The organism is Blastococcus sp. SYSU DS0973 (assembly GCF_054051055.1).
Map to the genome: position 1 here is coordinate 330,131 of NZ_JBJHAN010000004.1, position 17,915 is coordinate 348,045.

Annotated in this window: 20 protein-coding genes and 1 pseudogene; 20 read left to right on the forward strand and 1 reads right to left on the reverse strand. The window is 73.4% G+C overall.

Annotation, left to right across the window (positions count from 1 at the left end; all coding sequences use genetic code 11):
* The first annotated feature begins 369 nt into the window (after nucleotides 1-369).
* The 16 genes from ACI791_RS10160 (at nucleotide 370) to whiG (ending at nucleotide 13,555) form a co-directional block, all read left to right on the forward strand.
* Entirely contained in the window at nucleotides 370-2,118 is a 1,749-nt protein-coding gene (locus ACI791_RS10160) for a proline--tRNA ligase (RefSeq protein ID WP_456585932.1), read from the forward strand.
* A gap of 216 nt (nucleotides 2,119-2,334) precedes the next feature.
* Entirely contained in the window at nucleotides 2,335-2,784 is a 450-nt protein-coding gene (gene rpsP, locus ACI791_RS10165; RefSeq protein ID WP_347057579.1) for a 30S ribosomal protein S16, read from the forward strand.
* A 3-nt stretch (nucleotides 2,785-2,787) separates the two neighbouring features.
* Nucleotides 2,788-3,024, forward strand: a complete 237-nt coding sequence (locus tag ACI791_RS10170; protein WP_113799223.1) for an RNA-binding protein — start codon at nucleotides 2,788-2,790, stop codon at nucleotides 3,022-3,024.
* A gap of 11 nt (nucleotides 3,025-3,035) precedes the next feature.
* On the forward strand, nucleotides 3,036-3,581 hold the full coding sequence (gene rimM / locus ACI791_RS10175) for a ribosome maturation factor RimM (protein WP_456585933.1): 546 nt from the start codon (nucleotides 3,036-3,038) through the stop codon (nucleotides 3,579-3,581).
* Nucleotides 3,578-4,321: a tRNA (guanosine(37)-N1)-methyltransferase TrmD gene (gene trmD / locus ACI791_RS10180; RefSeq protein ID WP_456585934.1), complete on the forward strand. Its 744-nt coding sequence runs from the start codon at nucleotides 3,578-3,580 to the stop codon at nucleotides 4,319-4,321. The genes rimM and trmD overlap by 4 nt, the downstream gene beginning before the upstream one ends.
* 7 nt (nucleotides 4,322-4,328) lie before the next feature.
* A complete protein-coding gene (locus ACI791_RS10185; protein WP_456585935.1) occupies nucleotides 4,329-4,829 on the forward strand; it encodes an NUDIX hydrolase in 501 nt (166 codons plus the stop codon).
* Between the two features lie 146 nt (nucleotides 4,830-4,975).
* Entirely contained in the window at nucleotides 4,976-5,332 is a 357-nt protein-coding gene (gene rplS / locus ACI791_RS10190; protein ID WP_347057575.1) for a 50S ribosomal protein L19, read from the forward strand.
* Nucleotides 5,333-5,409: 77 nt separating this feature from the next.
* Complete coding sequence (lepB, locus tag ACI791_RS10195; protein WP_456585936.1) at nucleotides 5,410-6,366, forward strand: signal peptidase I; 957 nt, start codon at nucleotides 5,410-5,412, stop codon at nucleotides 6,364-6,366.
* A 147-nt stretch (nucleotides 6,367-6,513) separates the two neighbouring features.
* Nucleotides 6,514-7,236, forward strand: a complete 723-nt coding sequence (locus ACI791_RS10200) for a LuxR C-terminal-related transcriptional regulator (RefSeq protein WP_456585937.1) — start codon at nucleotides 6,514-6,516, stop codon at nucleotides 7,234-7,236.
* Nucleotides 7,237-7,345: 109 nt separating this feature from the next.
* A complete protein-coding gene (locus ACI791_RS10205) occupies nucleotides 7,346-8,179 on the forward strand; it encodes a ribonuclease HII (RefSeq protein ID WP_456585938.1) in 834 nt (277 codons plus the stop codon).
* Nucleotides 8,176-8,496 carry a DUF2469 domain-containing protein gene (locus ACI791_RS10210; protein WP_347057571.1) on the forward strand — a complete coding sequence of 107 codons (321 nt, stop codon included), beginning with the start codon at nucleotides 8,176-8,178 and terminating at the stop codon, nucleotides 8,494-8,496. The genes ACI791_RS10205 and ACI791_RS10210 overlap by 4 nt, the downstream gene beginning before the upstream one ends.
* Nucleotides 8,497-8,575: 79 nt before the next feature.
* Nucleotides 8,576-8,932: a YraN family protein gene (locus tag ACI791_RS10215; protein ID WP_456585939.1), complete on the forward strand. Its 357-nt coding sequence runs from the start codon at nucleotides 8,576-8,578 to the stop codon at nucleotides 8,930-8,932.
* Entirely contained in the window at nucleotides 8,929-10,449 is a 1,521-nt protein-coding gene (locus ACI791_RS10220; RefSeq protein ID WP_456585940.1) for a YifB family Mg chelatase-like AAA ATPase, read from the forward strand. The genes ACI791_RS10215 and ACI791_RS10220 overlap by 4 nt, the downstream gene beginning before the upstream one ends.
* Nucleotides 10,446-11,693, forward strand: coding sequence for a DNA-processing protein DprA (gene dprA / locus ACI791_RS10225; RefSeq protein WP_456585941.1), 1,248 nt, complete (start codon nucleotides 10,446-10,448; stop codon nucleotides 11,691-11,693). Before ACI791_RS10220 ends, dprA begins: the two co-directional genes overlap by 4 nt.
* 31 nt (nucleotides 11,694-11,724) lie before the next feature.
* The gene (locus tag ACI791_RS10230; protein ID WP_456585942.1) at nucleotides 11,725-12,663 is read left to right on the forward strand and encodes a tyrosine recombinase XerC; all 939 of its coding nucleotides are present in this window, start codon (nucleotides 11,725-11,727) and stop codon (nucleotides 12,661-12,663) included.
* 91 nt (nucleotides 12,664-12,754) lie between these two features.
* Nucleotides 12,755-13,555, forward strand: a complete 801-nt coding sequence (gene whiG / locus ACI791_RS10235; protein ID WP_456585943.1) for an RNA polymerase sigma factor WhiG — start codon at nucleotides 12,755-12,757, stop codon at nucleotides 13,553-13,555.
* Nucleotides 13,556-13,657: 102 nt separating this feature from the next.
* Here the strand turns inward: whiG and ACI791_RS10240 are convergent.
* Nucleotides 13,658-14,116 (reverse strand): annotated as a pseudogene (locus tag ACI791_RS10240) (murein hydrolase activator EnvC family protein); the annotation flags it as partial.
* Nucleotides 14,117-14,415: 299 nt separating this feature from the next.
* Here ACI791_RS10240 and rpsB point away from each other — a divergent pair.
* The 4 genes from rpsB (at nucleotide 14,416) to frr (ending at nucleotide 17,818) form a co-directional block, all read left to right on the forward strand.
* Entirely contained in the window at nucleotides 14,416-15,336 is a 921-nt protein-coding gene (gene rpsB, locus ACI791_RS10245; protein ID WP_347057564.1) for a 30S ribosomal protein S2, read from the forward strand.
* 92 nt (nucleotides 15,337-15,428) lie between these two features.
* Entirely contained in the window at nucleotides 15,429-16,244 is an 816-nt protein-coding gene (gene tsf, locus ACI791_RS10250) for a translation elongation factor Ts (RefSeq protein WP_456585944.1), read from the forward strand.
* 162 nt (nucleotides 16,245-16,406) lie between these two features.
* The gene (pyrH, locus tag ACI791_RS10255; RefSeq protein WP_456585945.1) at nucleotides 16,407-17,177 is read left to right on the forward strand and encodes a UMP kinase; all 771 of its coding nucleotides are present in this window, start codon (nucleotides 16,407-16,409) and stop codon (nucleotides 17,175-17,177) included.
* Nucleotides 17,178-17,260: 83 nt separating this feature from the next.
* Complete coding sequence (gene frr, locus ACI791_RS10260) at nucleotides 17,261-17,818, forward strand: ribosome recycling factor (RefSeq protein WP_456585946.1); 558 nt, start codon at nucleotides 17,261-17,263, stop codon at nucleotides 17,816-17,818.
* Nucleotides 17,819-17,915 lie beyond the last annotated feature (97 nt).

The window sequence follows — 17,915 nt, forward strand, 5'->3', positions numbered from 1 at the left end:
CGGTCGGCGCCGCCCTGCCGGCTGCCGTCTCGGCCCACGGATGCCTCGCTTCCGGGGTCGGCCCCGCGACGGGGTCGTGGACGCGCCTCTGACCTGGCCGATCGTAGCCACGGCGCGCCCGCTTCGGTGATCGATCCGGACGAGCTCCGGCCCGAGGCCCCGGTTCGAGCGCCGTCACGTCCAGGCCCGGCCCCTCGCCGGCGACCGTGACCAGTGCACCGCCGCCGTCCCGCGGCAGAGCCTGCCCCCCCTCCCACTCCCGGCGACGACTCCCACGGCCGGACCGGCGGCGGCCACGGCCCCGACGACTGAGCCGGGATCCCGGGCCCGGCGGTGAGATCACCTCGCCGGGCCTGGGAGACTTCTCCCGTGCTGTTGCGGATGTCCTCCCTGTTCCTGCGGACCCTTCGGGACGACCCGGCCGACGCCGAGGTACCGAGCCACCGCCTGCTCGTGCGTGCCGGCTACATCCGGCGGGCCGCTCCCGGTGGGTTCAGCTGGCTGCCGCTGGGCTTCCGCGTGTTCCGCAACGTCGAGCGCATCGTCCGCGAGGAGATGGATGCGATGGGCGCGCAGGAGGTGCACTTCCCCTCGCTGCTGCCCAAGGAGCCCTACGAGGCCACCGGCCGCTGGACCGAGTACGGCGACAACCTGTTCCGGCTCAAGGACCGCCGCGGCGTCGACCACCTGCTCGGCCCCACGCACGAGGAGATGTTCACGCTCCTGGTGAAGGACCTGTACTCGTCGTACAAGGACCTGCCGCTGTCGCTCTACCAGATCCAGACCAAGTTCCGGGACGAGGCACGCCCCCGCGCCGGCCTGCTGCGCGGCCGCGAGTTCACCATGAAGGACAGCTACTCCTTCGACGTCGACGACGCCGGGCTGGACAACAGCTACGCCGCGCACCGCGATGCCTACATCCGCATCTTCGACCGGCTCGGCCTCGAGTACGCCATCGTCTCGGCGATGTCGGGGGCCATGGGCGGCTCGAAGAGCGAGGAGTTCCTGCACCCGACGGCGATCGGCGAGGACACCTTCGTCCGCTCACCCGGTGGCTACGCGGCCAACGTCGAGGCGGTCACCACCGTCGTTCCCGAGGACGTCCCGCTCGACGGTCTGCCCGAGGCGCACGTCGAGGACACCCCCGACACGCCGACCATCGAGACGCTGGTCGCCGTCGCGCAGCAGATGTTCCCCGACGCCGGCTACACCGCCGCGTCGACGCTGAAGAACGTCGTCGTCACGCTGGTCCACCCCGACGGCGCCCGCGAGCCCCTGGTCATCGGCGTCCCCGGCGACCGCGAGGTCGACGCCAAGCGCCTGGAGGCGCAGGTCGCCCCCGCCGAGGTCGAGCCGTTCACCGAGTTCGACGAGCACCCCGCACTGGTCAAGGGCTACATCGGCCCGCAGGTGCTCGGCGCGGACAGCGAGTCGGGGATCCGGTACCTGGTCGACCCCCGCGTGGTGTCCGGAACCCGCTGGATCACCGGCGCCAACCAGCCGGGCAAGCACGTGTTCGACCTCGTCGCCGGCCGGGACTTCACCTGGGACGGCGTCATCGAGGCCGCCGAGGTGCTCGCCGGCGACCCGGCGCCCGACGGCTCCGGGCCGCTGGAGCTCGCCCGCGGCGTGGAGATGGGTCACATCTTCCAGCTGGGCCGCAAGTACGCAGCCGCCCTGGGCCTCCAGGTGCTCGACGAGAACGGCAAGCTGGTCACCGTCACGATGGGCTCCTACGGGATCGGCGTCTCCCGCGCGGTCGCCGCGATCGCCGAGTCCACCCACGACGAGCTGGGCCTGGTCTGGCCCCGCGAGGTCGCCCCGGCCGACGTGCACGTCGTCGGCACCGGCAAGGACCCCGCGATCTTCGAGGCCGCCGGGACGCTGGCGCAGGAGCTGGTAGCCGCCGGGCTCACCGTGCTCTACGACGACCGCCCGAAGGTCTCCCCGGGCGTGAAGTTCAAGGACGCAGAGCTGCTCGGCATGCCGACGATCGTCACCGTCGGCCGCGGCCTGGCCGAGGGCGTCCTGGAGCTGCGCGACCGCAGGACCGGTGAGCGCGAGGAGATCCCGGTCGACGGAGCTGCAGCCCGCATCCTCGCGGCCGTCGGGAAGTAGCAGGAGGACCCCGTCCTCCTGCCGCCTCGCACGCTCGGCGCGAGCCTCCGGACGGGGCTGGGCGGCGCCGGCGCGCCTTCTGGCACAATGAACGGTCGAACACGGCGGTGGCGGCCCTCTCACCGTTCCCGCCCGTGTCCCTGGCTCCGCCCCGGCGTAACCCCACACGTCGTTCCGGCGAGCACCGAAACGCGTTCGAGGAGAACACCACCCACCGTGGCCACCAAGATCAAGCTCATGCGCCTGGGCAAGATGCGCGCGCCGTACTACCGCATCGTCGTCGCCGACGCCCGCACCAAGCGCGACGGGCGCTCGATCGAGACGATCGGCAAGTACCACCCGAAGGAGGACCCCTCCTTCATCGAGGTCGACAGCGAGCGCGCGCAGTACTGGCTGGGCGTCGGCGCGCAGCCGACCGAGGCCGTCGCCGCCATCTTCCGGGTCACCGGCGACTGGCAGAAGTTCAAGGGTGAGCCGGCCCCGGCCCCCATGAAGGTCGCCGAGCCCAAGCCGGACAAGAAGGCTCTCTACGAGGCCGCTGTCCGCTCGGGCATGGACGAGCCGGCCGCCGGCGCCACCACCCCGAAGAAGAAGGCCGCTCCCAAGGCCGACGCCGCCGAGGCCCCCGCGGCCGACGCTGCTCCGGCCGAGACGCCGGCCGAGTAAGTCGTGCTCGAAGAAGCGCTCGAGCACCTGGTCAAGGGCATCGTCGACAACCCCGACGACGTCACCGTCGACCTGCTCACCAACCGTCGCGGCAAGACCCTCGAGATCCGGGTCCACCCCGACGACCTCGGCAAGGTCATCGGCCGCGGCGGGCGCACCGCCAAGGCGCTGCGCCAGGTCATGACCGGGGTCGGCGGACGGGGCCTGCGGGTCGACGTCGTCGACACCGACGGGCGCTGAGCACGAGCTCTTTGAGCACACCGAACGAATCCACCGACACCGTGGTGGTCGGCCGCATCGGCCGGCCCCACGGTGTCCGTGGTCTGGTCACCGTCGAGGTCCGCACCGACGACCCCGACCTCCGCTTCGCCCCCGGGGCGGTGCTCGCCACCGACCCGCCGGAGCGCGGGCCGCTGACCGTCGTCGACAAGCGGTGGCACAGCGGCACCCTGCTGCTGCAGCTCGCCGACACCTCGGGCGCGGTCTACGACGTCCGCGAAGCCGTGGACGAGCTGCGCAACACGCTCCTGCTCGTCGCGATCGCGGACCTGCCGGAGATCGAGGAGCCCGACTCGTACTACGACCACCAGCTCGTCGGACTGACCGCCCGGCTGCCCGACGAGTCGGTCCTCGGCGAGATCACGGCGGTCCGGCACGAGGCGCAGGACCTGCTCGTCGTGCGGCGCGCCGAGGGCGGGGAGGCGCTGATCCCGTTCGTCTCGGCGATCGTGCCCACCGTGGACGTCGCCGGCGGCTTCCTGGTGGTGGACCCGCCCGAGGGGCTGCTCGACCTGTGAGTCCGGCGTTCCGCATCGACGTGGTCACGATCTTCCCCGAGTACCTCGCGCCGCTGCGCCAGTCGCTGCTCGGCAAGGCCGTCGAGCGCGGCCTGGTGAGCGTCGGCGTGCACGACCTGCGGCAGTGGACCGACGACGTGCACCGCACCGTGGACGACGCGCCCTACGGCGGCGGCCCCGGCATGGTCATGAAGCCCGAGCCGTGGGGGAGGGCGCTGGACGCCGTCCGCCCGCCCGGCACCCGGCTCGTCGTGCCGACCCCCGCCGGCCGGTCCTTCACCCACGCCATGGCTGCGGAGTGGGCCACCGAACCCGGGCTGGTCTTCGCCTGCGGACGCTACGAGGGCATCGACCAGCGGGTCGCCGACTGGGCGGCCGACGCCGGCCCGGTCTCCGAGGTGTCGATCGGTGACTACGTGCTCGCCGGCGGGGAGTCCGCGGTGCTGGTGATGACCGAGGCGGTCACCCGGCTCATCCCCGGCGTGCTGGGCAACCGGGAGTCCGCCGAGTTCGACTCGCACGCCGACGGCCTGCTGGAGGGCCCGTCCTACACCCGGCCGGCGAGCTGGCGGGGGCACGAGGTGCCTGACGTCCTGCTCTCCGGCGACCACGCGGGCATCGCCCGCTGGCGGCGGGCGGAGTCGCTGCGCCGCACCGCGGACCGCCGTCCCGACCTGCTGGCCGCGCTGCCGGACGACGCGCTCACGGACGCCGAACGGGCGGCGCTGGCCGGTGAGTGAGCGTCGGGTGGGTGGGCGAGCGATCGTCCGGACGACGGCGCGCGTCGTCGTCCTCCAGCCTGCCGGCCGGGTGCTGTTGATGTGTGCCCGTCTCCCCGATCCCGCCATGCCGCCCGGCGAGGTGCTGTTCTGGTACACCCCCGGCGGGGGCGTGGAGGCCGGCGAGACGCTGCGCGAGGCCGCCGTGCGCGAGCTCGCCGAGGAGATCGGGTTGCACGTCGACCCGGCCGCGCTGGAGGGGCCGGTCTGGCTGCGCCGCCACGTCGGCCCGTTCGGTGGCCGGGTCTACGACACCCGCGAGACCTACTTCGTGCTCCGGGACGTCGTCCACGAGGTGGTGCCCGGGGCGCTCACCGAGCTGGAGCTGCTGGCCGACGAGCCGCACCGGTGGTGGTCACCGGAGGAGCTCGCCGCGGGCGCCGTGGACCTCGTGCCGGCCGACCTGCCGGCCCTGCTCGCCGAGCTGTCCGGCAGCCCGTGGACGGGGTCCCCGCGCGTCGTCGCCTGAGGATGTGGCACAGTAGAGAGTCGCTGCTGACCGACGGCCGGGCTGTCGGGAGCTCCGCACCGGAGCCGCAGCACCCCGGAACGGACAGCCGGGGCGTTCCGCTGTCCGAACCGAGAACGAGCCATCTGAGACTGAGGACTGCCGAGATGAACACCCTGGACGCACTCGACGCCGACTCGCTGCGCGACGACATCCCCTCGTTCCGCCCGGGTGACACCGTCAAGGTGCACGTCCGCGTCATCGAGGGCAACCGCTCCCGCATCCAGGTCTTCCAGGGCGTCGTCATCCGCCGTCAGGGTGGTGGCATCCGCGAGACCTTCACCGTGCGCAAGGTGAGCTTCGGCGTCGGCGTGGAGCGCACCTTCCCGGTGCACACCCCGGTCGTCGAGAAGATCGAGGTCATCACCCGCGGTGACGTGCGCCGCGCCAAGCTGTACTACCTCCGCGAGCTGCGCGGCAAGGCTGCCAAGATCAAGGAGAAGCGCGAAACCGTCTCGCGCTGACCTCCCCACGCGGACACGCCTGACCTCGGCCCGACCGGCTGGATCTCGGCGGGTCCCCGCGCCGTACGCTGGCTCCGATGAGCAGCGACCGGCCCGGGGGGCCCGCCGATGTCGTTCCGGGGGAACCGGACGGCCCCGACGAGACGCCCGCGGGCGGAACCGGCCGGCCGCCGGCCGCCCGCCACAGCCGGCACAGCCGCCGCGAGGAGGCGAAGAAGGGCTCCCTGCTGCGCGAGCTGCCCGTCCTGCTGCTGATCGCCTTCGTGCTGGCGCTGGTCGTCAAGACCTTCTTCGTGCAGGCCTTCTTCATCCCGTCCGGGTCGATGGAGCAGACGCTGCACGGCTGCACCGGCTGCACCGGTGACCGCGTGCTGGTCAACAAGATCCCCTACTGGTTCGGCGAGCCCGAGCCCGGCGACATCGTGGTCTTCCGGGGGCCGGACACCTGGACACCGGAGATCTCGGTCGACGAGCCGGACAACTGGTTCACCGGGGCGCTGCTGTGGCTGGGGCGCGCGATCGGGGTCGCCCCGCCGAGCGAGGACGACTTCGTCAAGCGAGTGGTCGCCACCGGGGGCCAGACGGTGCAGTGCTGCGACACCGAGGGTCGCGTCACCGTGGACGGCGAACCGCTCGAGGAGCCCTACATCTTCGAGGACAGCCCACTCGAGAGCCGCGCGTTCGGCCCGGTGACCGTGCCCGACGGGCGGCTGTGGGTCATGGGCGACCACCGATCGGCGTCGGCGGACTCGCGGTCGCACGTGGGGGACAAGTACGCGGGCACCATCGCCGTCGACGACGTCATCGGCAAGGCGGCGGTCATCGTCTGGCCGCTGAGCCGGTTCGGCCTGCTGGACTCACCCGACATCCAGGGCACCGAGGCGTCGGCGGTGGTTCCCGGGGTGCCGGCCGGCGACGGGGCGAGCCCGGTGGGCGCCGTCGCCGTCCTGCCGTACGGGGTGGGCCTGGCGGGAGCGGCGCCGGTGACGGCGTGGCGCCGACGCCGGACCAGGGGTGCACGCGCCGCGCGGTAATGGTCGTGCTGTTACCCGTGTGACTCATCGGGAACGGGCGATGAGTGCGGGTAATCGCCGCAGTAAATGTCGGAAAAGCATTCAAGCAACCGTTTCACCCTTCCGATGGGGACATTGCACGTTCCCGGAAGTGAAACGGAGTTCCTTGTGTCTGCACCCCTGGCGAGCACGGCCCGCGGAGTCACCCGCGTGCTCCTCCTCGCCGACGCGCCCGTCCTGCGCCGGGGGCTGGTGAGCATGATCAACGAGACCGCCGGCATGCAGTCGGTGGGCACCCCCGGCGAACTGCGCCGCGCGCTCACACTGGCCGACACCGCCCGCCCCGACGCCGTCGTGGTCGAGCTCGGCCCCGGCCGCGCCGCGACCCTGGCGGCCTGCCGCGACCTGCGGCGGCGGTTCCCCCGCGTGGCGATCATCGCTCTGGCGACCTCCGAGGACCCCGCTGTGGTCAACGAGGCCCTGGCCGCCGGCATCCGCGGGTACCTGATGGTCAACACGTCGCCGACGCTGCTCGGCTGGGCGATCCTGGCCGCCCGCGCCGGCCGCGTCGTCGTCGACCCGCAGATCCGCCGCGTCGAGCCGGCGGCCGTGCCCGCGACCAAGCCGTTCACCCCCGAGGTGCCGCTGACCCGGCGCGAGCAGGACGTGCTCGACGAGCTCCTGCAGGGGCAGTCGAACCGGCAGATCGGTCGGAACCTGTTCATCAGCGAGGACACCGTGAAGTCGCACATCAAGGCCATCCTGCGCAAGCTCGGTGCCCGCGATCGGGCGCACGCCGTCTCCCTCGTGCTCTCGTCGCGCACTCCGGGCTGCACCTGCGGCGCGCACGCGCTGCAGGCCACCGGGCCGGACGTGACCGCCGACATCTGATCCACCGCTGCTCCGCGGCGCCTGCGGGCCGGCCCCTCGTGGGGGCCGGCCCACGGTGCGTCCGGGGGTCGGTCGCGGTGTCGCGGCGTGGTCGTACTGTCGTGCCGCGATGGCTGCTCGTCCCACCCACTCCAGCTCGGCGCCGGCCGTCCGTGCCCGGCGCACGGTCGCCGACGACCGGCCCGACGCGCTCTGGGACATGGAGCGCGTGCTGCGCCGGCGCGGCTTCGAGGCGATCGCCGGCGCCGACGAGGCCGGCCGGGGCGCCTGTGCGGGGCCGCTGGTCGCCGCCGCGTGCGTCCTGCCGTCCGGACGACGCGGGCGGGTGCCCGGCCTCGCCGACTCCAAGCTGCTCAGCGCCGCGACCCGCGAGCGGGTCTACGAGGAGGTCGTCGGCCGCGCGGTGGCGTGGTCGGTCGTCGTCCTGCCGGTCGAGGACCTCGACGCGCGGGGCATGCACGTGACCAACGTCGAGGCGCTGCGCCGCGCCGTCTCGATGCTCGAACCCGGCCCCGACTACGTGCTCACCGACGGCTTCCCGGTCCCCGGGCTCGCCCGGCCCGGGCTGGCGGTGTGGAAGGGCGACCGGGTGGCCGCCTGCGTCGCCGCCGCCTCCGTGCTGGCGAAGGTGACCCGGGACCGGATCATGCTGGACCTGCACGAGCGCTGGCCGGAGTACGACTTCGCCGGCCACAAGGGCTACATCACCGACGTGCACACCGCGGCGCTGGAGCGGCACGGCCCCTGCCCGGAGCACCGCATGCGGTACGTGAACGTGGCCCGGGCGCGCGACGCGCACGCCGCCCGGACGGCCCACCGCACCGGTTCGGGCGTCATGGTCGATGATGGGGTCATGCGTCCTGCGTCCCGAGCCCTTCCGAGCACCGAGGACCATCGAGGGTCGCCGCGGCCGTCCGGTTCCCCCGCGGAGCAGCGTCGATGAGCACCGAAGACCTCGAGAAGTACGAGACCGAGATGGAGCTCCAGCTCTATCGCGAGTACCGGGACATCGTCCGGCAGTTCACCTACGTGGTGGAGACCGAGCGCCGGTTCTACCTGGCCAACTCCGTCGACCTGCAGGTCCGGGAGGCCGGGGGGGAGATCTACTTCGAGCTGAAGCTCTCCGACGCCTGGGTGTGGGACATGTACCGGCCCGCTCGCTTCGTGCGGAACGTGCGGGTGCTGACGTTCAAGGACGTCAACGTGGAGGAGCTCGACAAGCCGGACCTCGAGCTGCCGGACGGCCCGCGCCTGCCGTAGCTCGTCCACAGGCCCCGGCGCCGTCCACAGATGAGCGCCGGCGCTGGGCCCGGTCGCGGCAGCGCGGCACGGTCGGGGAGTGCCTCCTCCTGATCTCGGTGCCCGCGGCGAGGAGATCGCCGTCGCCTACCTGACCGACGCCGGGTTGTGCGTCCTCGACCGCAACTGGCGCTGCCGGGAGGGCGAGCTCGACGTCGTCGCCCGTGACCGGGACGCCCTGGTCTTCTGCGAGGTGAAGACGCGGAGAGGCACCGGCTACGGCCATCCCGTCGAGGCGGTGACGCCGGCCAAGCAGCGGCGGCTGCGCGTACTGGCGCAGCGGTGGCTTGCCGCGCACGACGAGCACGCGCCCGAGATCCGGTTCGACGTCGTGGGCGTCCTCGTGCGCCCGCGGCGTCCGGCCCTGGTGACGCACCTGCGGGCGGCGTTCCCGTGACGCTGGCGCGCACCTGGTCGGTCGGCCTCGCCGGGGTGCAGGGGGCGATGGTCGAGGTGGAGGTCGACATCGCGGCGGGGCTGCCCGGGGTGGTCCTGGTCGGCCTGCCCGACGCCGTGGTGCGGCAGTCGGTGGACCGGGTGCGGGCTGCGGTGGTCAACGCCGGCGGGGAGTTCCCGGCCCGGCGGATCACCATCGGGCTCTCCCCGGCGTCGATGCCGAAGCAGGGCAGCGGCTTCGACCTGGCCCTGGCCGCGGCGGTCCTCGCGGCCGCCGGCGCGGTGCGCCGCCGCGCGGTCGACCGGCTGGTGCTGCTGGGCGAGCTCGGGCTCGACGGGTCGGTGCGGGCGATCCGCGGCGTGCTGCCCGCCGTGCTCGCCGCCGCGCAGGCGGGCCACCGCCAGGTGGTCGTACCGGCCGCGAACGCCGCCGAGGCGGCCCTGGTCGAGCGGATCGAGGTGCTGGCGGTGGAGGGCCTCGCGCAGCTGGTCGGGCACCTGCGCGGGGAGACGGTCCTGCGGCCGCACGAGCGCGGCCCGTCGCCCGTCCAGCCGCCCGTGCCCGACCTCGGCGACGTCGTCGGCCAGGCCGCGGGCCGGCGCGCGGTGGAGGTCGCCGCCGCCGGTGGACACCACCTCTTCCTCGGCGGGCCGCCGGGTGCCGGGAAGACGATGCTCGCCGAACGGCTGCCCGGCCTGCTGCCCGAGCTCGACGAGCAGGCGGCGCTCGAGGTGACGGCCACCCACTCGATCGCCGGCACCCTCCCGCCGGACGCCCCGCTGGTCACCCGGCCCACCTTCGAGGCCCCGCACCACTCGGCGACGATGGCCGCCTTGATCGGCGGCGGCTCGGGGCAGATCCGCCCGGGCGCCCTGTGCCGGGCACACCGCGGCGTGCTGTTCGTGGACGAGGCGCCGGAGTTCCCGCGGGCGGTCCTCGACACGCTGCGCCAGCCGCTGGAGCGCGGGCAGGTGACCATCCACCGGGCCGCCGGCTCGGCCACCTTCCCCTGCCGGGCGCAACTGGTCCTGGCGGCCAACCCGTGCCCGTGTGCGAGCGCCGCCGGCGACACCGCCTGCACCTGCAGCCCGCTGGAGCGGCGGCGCTACCAGTCGCGGCTGTCCGGTCCGCTGCTGGATCGCGTCGACCTGCGGGTGGAGCTGCCGCCGGTCACCCGGGCCGCCTGGCTCGACGGGCTGGGTGCACCGGAGTCGACGGCGGTCGTCGCCGAGCGGGTCCGCCGGGCGCGGCTGGCGGCCGAGGAGCGGCTGGCCGGCACGGGCCTCGGGCTGAACAGCCAGGTGCCCGGGCGGATGCTGCGCGAGCGGTTCGCGGTCCCGCGGGCGTCGCTGCGGCTGGCCGAGCGGGCCCTGGAGCGCGGGTCGCTGTCGGTCCGGGGGTTCGACCGGGTCGTCCGTGTCGCCTGGACGCTGGCCGACCTGGCCGGGCGGACGGTGCCGGGACCCGACGAGGTGGCCGAGGCCCTGGGCATGCGACTGCAGCGGAGCGCGGCGTGAACCTGGACGAGGACCTCGAGGAGGCGGCCGGCTCAGCACCCCGGCCCGGAGAGGTGCACCCGGGCGTGCGCCGTGCGCGGGCCTGGCTGAGCCGGGCGGTCGAGCCGGGCACGATCGACCTCTGGCGCTACGTCGAGGACGTGGGTCCGGTGGACGCCGTGCGGCGGCTGAGGGCCGGCGCCGCCCCGGAGCGGATCCGGTCGCTGGTCGGCGCACGGGCGCACGAGGACGCCACCCTGGCCGACCTGCGGCGCGCCGGACGGTGCCAGGCGCGGCTCGTGGTCCCCGAGGACGACGAGTGGCCGGCCTGGCCGCTGCATGCGCTGACCGTCGCGGTGGCGGGGGAACCGCTCCACCACCGGGACCAGTCCGACCGCACTCGGGCGCCGGTTCCGCCGCTGGCGCTGTGGGTCCGCGGCCCGGCCCGGCTGGACGCGGTGACCGACCGCTCGGTGGCGGTCGTCGGCTCCCGGGCCTCCTCGGCCTACGGCGAGCACGTCGCCGCCGAACTCGGTCACCAGCTGGGCGAACGGGGCTGGACGGTGGTCTCGGGCGGGGCCTACGGCATCGACGCCGCCGCCCACCGCGGCGCCCTCGCCGCCGAGGCGCCGACCATCGCGGTGCTGGCCTGCGGCGTCGACCGGGTCTACCCCGCCGCGCACGGCGCGCTCTTCGCCAGGATCGCCGAGTCCGGTCTGCTGGTGAGCGAGTGGCCGCCCGGCTGCGCGCCGCTGCGGCACCGGTTCCTCGTGCGGAACCGCCTGATCGCCGGGCTCACCCGGGGCACGGTGGTCGTCGAGGCGGCGGCCCGATCCGGCGCGCACGCGACCGCCCAACGTGCCCGGCGGCTCGACCGGCCGCTGATGGTGGTTCCGGGTCCGGTCACCTCGGCCCTCTCGGTGGGGTGCCACGAGCTGCTGCACGACCAGGAGGCGGGGGCGGTCCTGGTCACCTCGGCGGCGCAGGTCATCGAGGCGGTCGGGGGCATCGGCACCGACCTGGCGCCGCCCGTGGAACGGCCGACATCCCCGCGGGACGGCCTCTCGGACATCGCTGCCCGGGTGCTCGACGCCTGCCCGGTGCGCATCGGGGTCAGCCCCGAGCGGCTGGCGAGCGTCGCCGGGTGCGACGTCCTGGAGGTGCTCAAGGTGCTGCCGTCGCTGGAACTGGCCGACCTGGTCCAGTGGACGGGCACCGGCTGGCGGTTGTCCCCACCGCCGGAGCGCCCCGGCGCGGCGGCTTGACCGGCGCGGGGCGCCGACGGACCGTGCCCCCGTGGCGACGCCCAGCACCGCAGAGGTCCGCGCCGGGCTGCCACCGGCGCTGGCCGAGGCGCTGGCCGGCTACGAGGAGCACCTCAGCGCGCAGCGCGACCTGTCGGCCAACACGGTCCGCAGCTACGTCGGGGACGTCGCCCGGCTGCTGGACCACCTCGCCCGGCGCAGCGGGACGCAGCCGCACGACCTCGACCTCGCCACTCTCCGGAGCTGGCTCGCGCAGGGCCGCACCCGGGGGCACAGCCGCTCGACCACCGCACGGCACGCCTCGGCGGCACGGTCGTTCACCGCCTGGCTGCGCCGCGCCGCACTCACCCCCGAGGACGTGGGACAGCGACTGGTGAGCCCCAAGGCCCACCGGACCCTTCCCGACGTGCTGGCGCCCGAGCAGGCACGCGCACTGGTCGAGACCGCCGCCGGCGAGGAGTCGCCGGTCCGGCTGCGCGACGCCGTCGTCCTGGAGCTGCTCTACGCCAGTGGCATCCGGGTGAGCGAGCTCGTCGGGCTGGACGTCGACGATGTCGACCGCGGCCGCCGGCTGCTGCGGGTGCTCGGCAAGGGCCGCAAGGAGCGCAGCGTGCCCTACGGCCTGCCGGCCGAGCGCGCGCTGGACGCCTGGCTCACCCGCGGCCGGCCTGCCCTGGCCACGCCGGACTCCGGGCCGGCGCTCCTGCTCGGGCTGCGCGGCCGCCGGCTGGACGCCCGGGAGGCCCGCCGCACCGTGCACGCCGCGACCGCCGGCGTCCCGGGGGCGCCGGACATCGGTCCGCACGGCTTGCGGCACTCCGCCGCCACGCATGTGCTCGAGGGCGGCGCGGACCTGCGTTCCGTCCAGGAGCTGCTCGGCCACGCTAGCCTCGCCACGACGCAGATCTACACGCACGTGACGGTCGAACGGCTCCGTGCTGTCCATGCCCAGGCGCATCCCCGTGCCTGAGGCCGGCGGCCGGATCGCGGAGCGGACGGCGGAGTCATGACCACGCGGGACCACGGACGGTGCCCGCGCAGCACGACCGAGGAGCGCGACCGTGTCTGAGGCAACCATCCGCCGCATCGACGAGCCCGGCGAGGACGCCGACGCCCTGCTGACAGACCTGTGGGCGCGCTACGTGGAGGACCGGGACCCCGCCCTGCGGGACCGGCTGATCCTCCACTACGCGCCCCTGGTCAAGTACGTCGCCGGCCGGGTCGGCAGCGGTCTGCCCGCCCACGTCGAGCAGGCCGACCTCATCTCCTACGGCACGTTCGGGCTCATCGACGCGATCACCCGCTTCGAGCCGACCCGCGAGGTCAAGTTCGAGAGCTACGCGATGTCGCGGATCCGCGGCGCCATCATCGACGAGCTCCGCAACACCGACTGGATCCCGCGGTCGGTGCGGGTCAAGGCCCGCCAGTTCGAGCGCACCGTCGCCGAGCTGGAGAGCAAGCTCCACCGGACGCCGTCGGACGAGGAGGTCGCCGACGCCATGGACATGGACGTCGAGGACATCCGGAAGTTCCTCGGCCAGCTCTCCCTGGTCAACGTCGTCGCCCTCGACGAGCTGCTCACCGACGACGACGGCGGCTCACCCCGCCTGGGCGACACGCTGCGGGACCCCAGCGCGCTGGACCCGCAGGCGATGGCAGAGCACGGCGAGGCCCGGCAGCTGCTGGCCCGGGCCGTCGAACAGCTGCCCGAGCGGGAGAAGGTCGTCGTCTCCCTCTACTACTTCGAGGGGCTCACGCTCGCCGACATCGGCCGCGTCCTCGGCGTCACGGAGAGCCGGATCTGCCAACTGCACACCAAGGCCGTTCTGCACCTGCGTACCAAGCTCGCCGACATCGCGTGATGACTGCGGGCGACGTGCACTTCGTCGAGCACCTGGCCTGATCCGGCCCAGTGGCAGCAGGCGGAGCCGCGGCGGGCGCAGCAGCGCCAGCGGATCGAGGTAGTCCGCCCCCCGGCGCAGCCCCCAGTGCAGGCAGGCGGCTGCCGGGCACCGGTCGTGCCCCGGCGCCAGCGTTCCGATCGCCGAGCCGCGGGTCACCCGCGCCCCCGCGCCGACCGTGCGCTCCACCGGCTCGTACGTCGTCCGCAGGCCGCCCGCGTGGTCGACGCTCACCACCGGCCGGCCGGCCACCATCCCGGCGAAGACGACGACCCCGTCGCCGGCCGCGAGGACGGGGGAGCCGGGTGCACCGACGAGGTCGACGCCCCGGTGCCCGGGCCCGTAGCGGTGCGGTGGCTGCTCGAACGGCCGGCCCACCACCGGCTCCCCGGGCAGCGGCGCGATCCAGGCGGCGGTGCCGCCCGCGGAGGAGGCCGGCGGTGCCGGTCCGGCCGTCGCCCCGGCCGGGGCCAGCACGGTGACGGCGGCCAGCGCGAGCACGACCGCGACCACGGACCTCATGCGACGACCCTGCGGGGGATGTACCCCGCCACGGGAGGGGTGGACCAGGGTCGGTGGACAGGGCCGGTGACTGGGGAAAAGCCCCGGCGGGCGTCGCGTATGCTGTCCGGTGCGGCCCGTTCCGACGGGTCGACTTCGCGCGTCCTCCTCCCGCCGATCGGCGGGGCAGTCGCCACCTCGGTCCCGGCCCAGCCGGGGGAGTGGTGCCGCTGGACGCCAGGGCGGGCGCCAACCGGAGCCCGCGACAACCGGAATCAGCGCGGCCCTGCGGCCGCGCGCAGACGCAGAGAGGCTGCGATATGGCAGTCGTCAGCATGAAGCAGCTGCTCGACAGCGGCGTGCACTTCGGGCACCAGACCCGTCGCTGGAACCCGAAGATGAAGCGCTTCATCTTCACCGAGCGCAACGGCATCTACATCATCGACCTGCAGCAGACGCTCGGGTACATCGACAACGCCTACGAGTTCGTCAAGCAGACGGTCGCGCACGGCGGTTCGATCCTGTTCGTCGGCACGAAGCGCCAGGCGCAGGAGGTCGTCGCCGAGCAGGCGCAGCGCGTGGGCATGCCCTACGTCAACCAGCGCTGGCTCGGCGGCATGCTCACCAACTTCCAGACCGTGCACAAGCGTCTCCAGCGGCTCAAGGAGATCGAGGACATGGAGCAGACCGGCGTGCTGGTCAGCCTGTCCAAGAAGGAGCAGCTGGTCCTCAGCCGCGAGAAGGCCAAGCTCGACCGCAGCCTCGGCGGTATCCGCGACATGCAGAAGGTGCCCAGCGCCATCTGGATCGTGGACACCAAGAAGGAGCACATCGCCGTCGGTGAGGCCCGGAAGCTCAACATCCCGGTCGTCGCGATCCTCGACACCAACTGCGACCCCGACGAGGTCGACTACAAGATCCCGGGCAACGACGACGCGATCCGCAGCATCACCGTGCTCACCCGGGTCGTCGCGGACGCCGTCGCCGAGGGGCTCATGGCCCGGTCGGCCGCACAGGCGAACGCCGGTCGCGAGGACGGCGGCGAGCCGGCCGTGGCCGCGGGCGAGCCCCTGGCCGACTGGGAGCGCGAGCTGCTGACCGGCGGCACCGCCGACGAGCAGGCCGCTGCCACGCCGCTGCCCGAGACCCCGGCCGAGCCGCCGGCGGTCACCGCGAACGAGGTCGCCCCGGTCGAGGGCGTGCCCGCCACCACCGGTGGCAAGGAGACCCTCGAGTCCTGACGGTCGAGCGCCGTCCCGCCCGGTGGCGGGCGGGACGGCGCCACCGCCAGACCTTCGCTGATCGCATCACCGACAGACCAAGAGGAAAAGACATGCCTGCCTTCACCGCAGCCGACGTCAAGCGTCTCCGCGACGCCACCGGCGCCGGCATGATGGACTGCAAGAAGGCCCTGACCGAGGCCGACGGCGACTACGACAAGGCCGTCGAGCTGCTGCGGGTCAAGGGCGCGAAGGACGTCGGCAAGCGCCTGGAGCGCTCGACGACCAACGGCGTGGTCGTGAGCAAGGACGGCGCGCTGCTCGAGCTGGACTGCGAGACCGACTTCGTCGCCAAGAACGCCGACTTCGTGCAGCTCGCCGAGCGGCTGCTCGAGATCGGCCTGGAGAACAAGCCGGCCGACGCCGAGGGCCTGCTGGGCACCGAGGTCGACGGCCAGACCGTCGCCGCCCTGATCGAGGCGGAGTCGGCCCGCATCGGCGAGAAGCTGGTGCTGTCCCGCTTCGCCGCCTTCGAGGGCACCACCGCCACCTACCTGCACAAGCGGGCCACCGACCTGCCTCCGGCCATCGGCGTCGCCGTGCAGTACTCCGGTGGCAGCGAGGACGCCGCCCGCAGCCTGGCGATGCACATCGCCGCCGCGCGGCCGCGCTACCTCACCCGTGACGAGGTCCCGGCCGAGGCGGTCGAGACCGAGCGCCGCGTGGCCGAGCAGACCGCCAAGGAGGAGGGCAAGCCCGAGCAGGCGATCACCAAGATCGTCGAAGGCCGGGTGAACGCCTACTACAAGGACTTCGTCCTGCTCGAGCAGCCGTCGATCACCGAGCCGAAGCGCACGGTCAAGCAGATCGTCGACGAGGCGGGGATGACCGTCGAGCGCTTCGCGCGCTTCGAGGTCGGCCAGGCCTGAGCCGCATCCGGTACCGATGACCGGCCCCGTTCCCCTCGTGGGACGGGGCCGGTCGTCTGTCCGGCTCCGTCCGCGGGCCGCGCTCGGCAGGAGCCGGGCACCGGGATGCGGCAGGATCACTCCACCGACAGCACCCATCGACACCATTCCAGGGATGAATCGTTGACCGACACCACCGCGCCGCTGTCCGCCCCCACCGCCTTCCAGCCGGCCGACGGGAGCGGGTACCAGCGCGTGCTGCTCAAGCTCTCCGGTGAGTCCTTCGGCGGAGGCAAGGTCGGTGTCGACGCCGACATCGTCAAGGGCATCGCGGAGCAGCTCGCCGAGGTCGTCTCGCGGGGCACGCAGATCGCCGTCGTCATGGGCGGGGGCAACTTCTTCCGCGGCGCGGAGCTCTCCCAGGCGGGCATGGACCGCACGAAGGCCGACTACATGGGCATGCTGGGAACGGTCATGAACTGCCTGGCGCTGCAGGACTTCTGCGAGAAGGCCGGTCTGCAGACCCGGGTCCAGTCGGCCATCACCATGGGGCAGGTCGCCGAGCCCTACATCCCGCGCAAGGCCATCCGGCACCTGGAGAAGGGCCGGCTGGTCATCTTCGGCGCCGGCGCCGGGATGCCCTACTTCTCCACCGACACCGTCGCCGCGCAGCGTGCCCTGGAGATCGAGTGCCAGGTGCTCCTCATGGGCAAGAACGGCGTCGACGGCGTCTACGACGACGACCCGCGCACCAACCCCGACGCCGTCATGTACGACGGCCTCGACTACGGCACGGTGCTGTCCAAGCAGCTGAAGGTGGCCGACGCGACGGCGATCAGCCTCTGCATGGACAACCAGATGCCGATCGTCGTGTTCGACCTGCTGCGCGACGGCAACATCGCCCGCGCCACCGCAGGTGAGAGGATCGGCACGCTGATCAGTCAGCCGGCCTGACCGGCCGGCCGCCGGCGCAACCACGAGGACGACGGCCCGACGAGCTCCCCACCGTGGGGAGCAGGCCGCAGGAGGGACTACCCGTGATCGACGACACCCTGCTCGACGCCGAGGAACGGATGGACAAGGCCCTCTCGGTGGCGCGCGAGGACCTGGGCTCGGTCCGCACCGGTCGGGCCGCTCCCTCGATGTTCAACAAGATCATGGTCGACTACTACGGGGCGTACACCCCGGTGCCGCAGATGGCGTCGATCACCGTCCCCGAGGCGCGCATGGCGGTCATCAAGCCCTACGACATGTCTCAGCTGACGGCCATCGAGAAGGCCGTCCGCGACAGCGACCTCGGCGTCAACCCGACCAACGACGGCCAGATCCTGCGCGTGGTGTTCCCACAGCTCACCGAGGAGCGCCGCCGCGACCTGGTGAAGCAGGCCCGCAGCAAGGGCGAGGACGCGAAGGTCGCGATCCGCAACATCCGCCGGCGTGCCAAGGAGGAGCTCGACCGCATCGTCAAGGACGGCGAGGCGGGCGAGGACGAGGTGCGCCGCGCGGAGAAGGAGCTCGACGACCTCACCGCCAAGCACACCCAGGGCATCGACGACGCGGTCAAGAACAAGGAGAGCGAGCTGCTCGAGGTCTGACCTCGTCGCGGCCACACGCCCATGACGCCTCCCTCCGCCGACCGCCCGCACTCCCTGCACCGGGGTGCCGAACCGTCTCCGCGGTTGGGCACCCCGG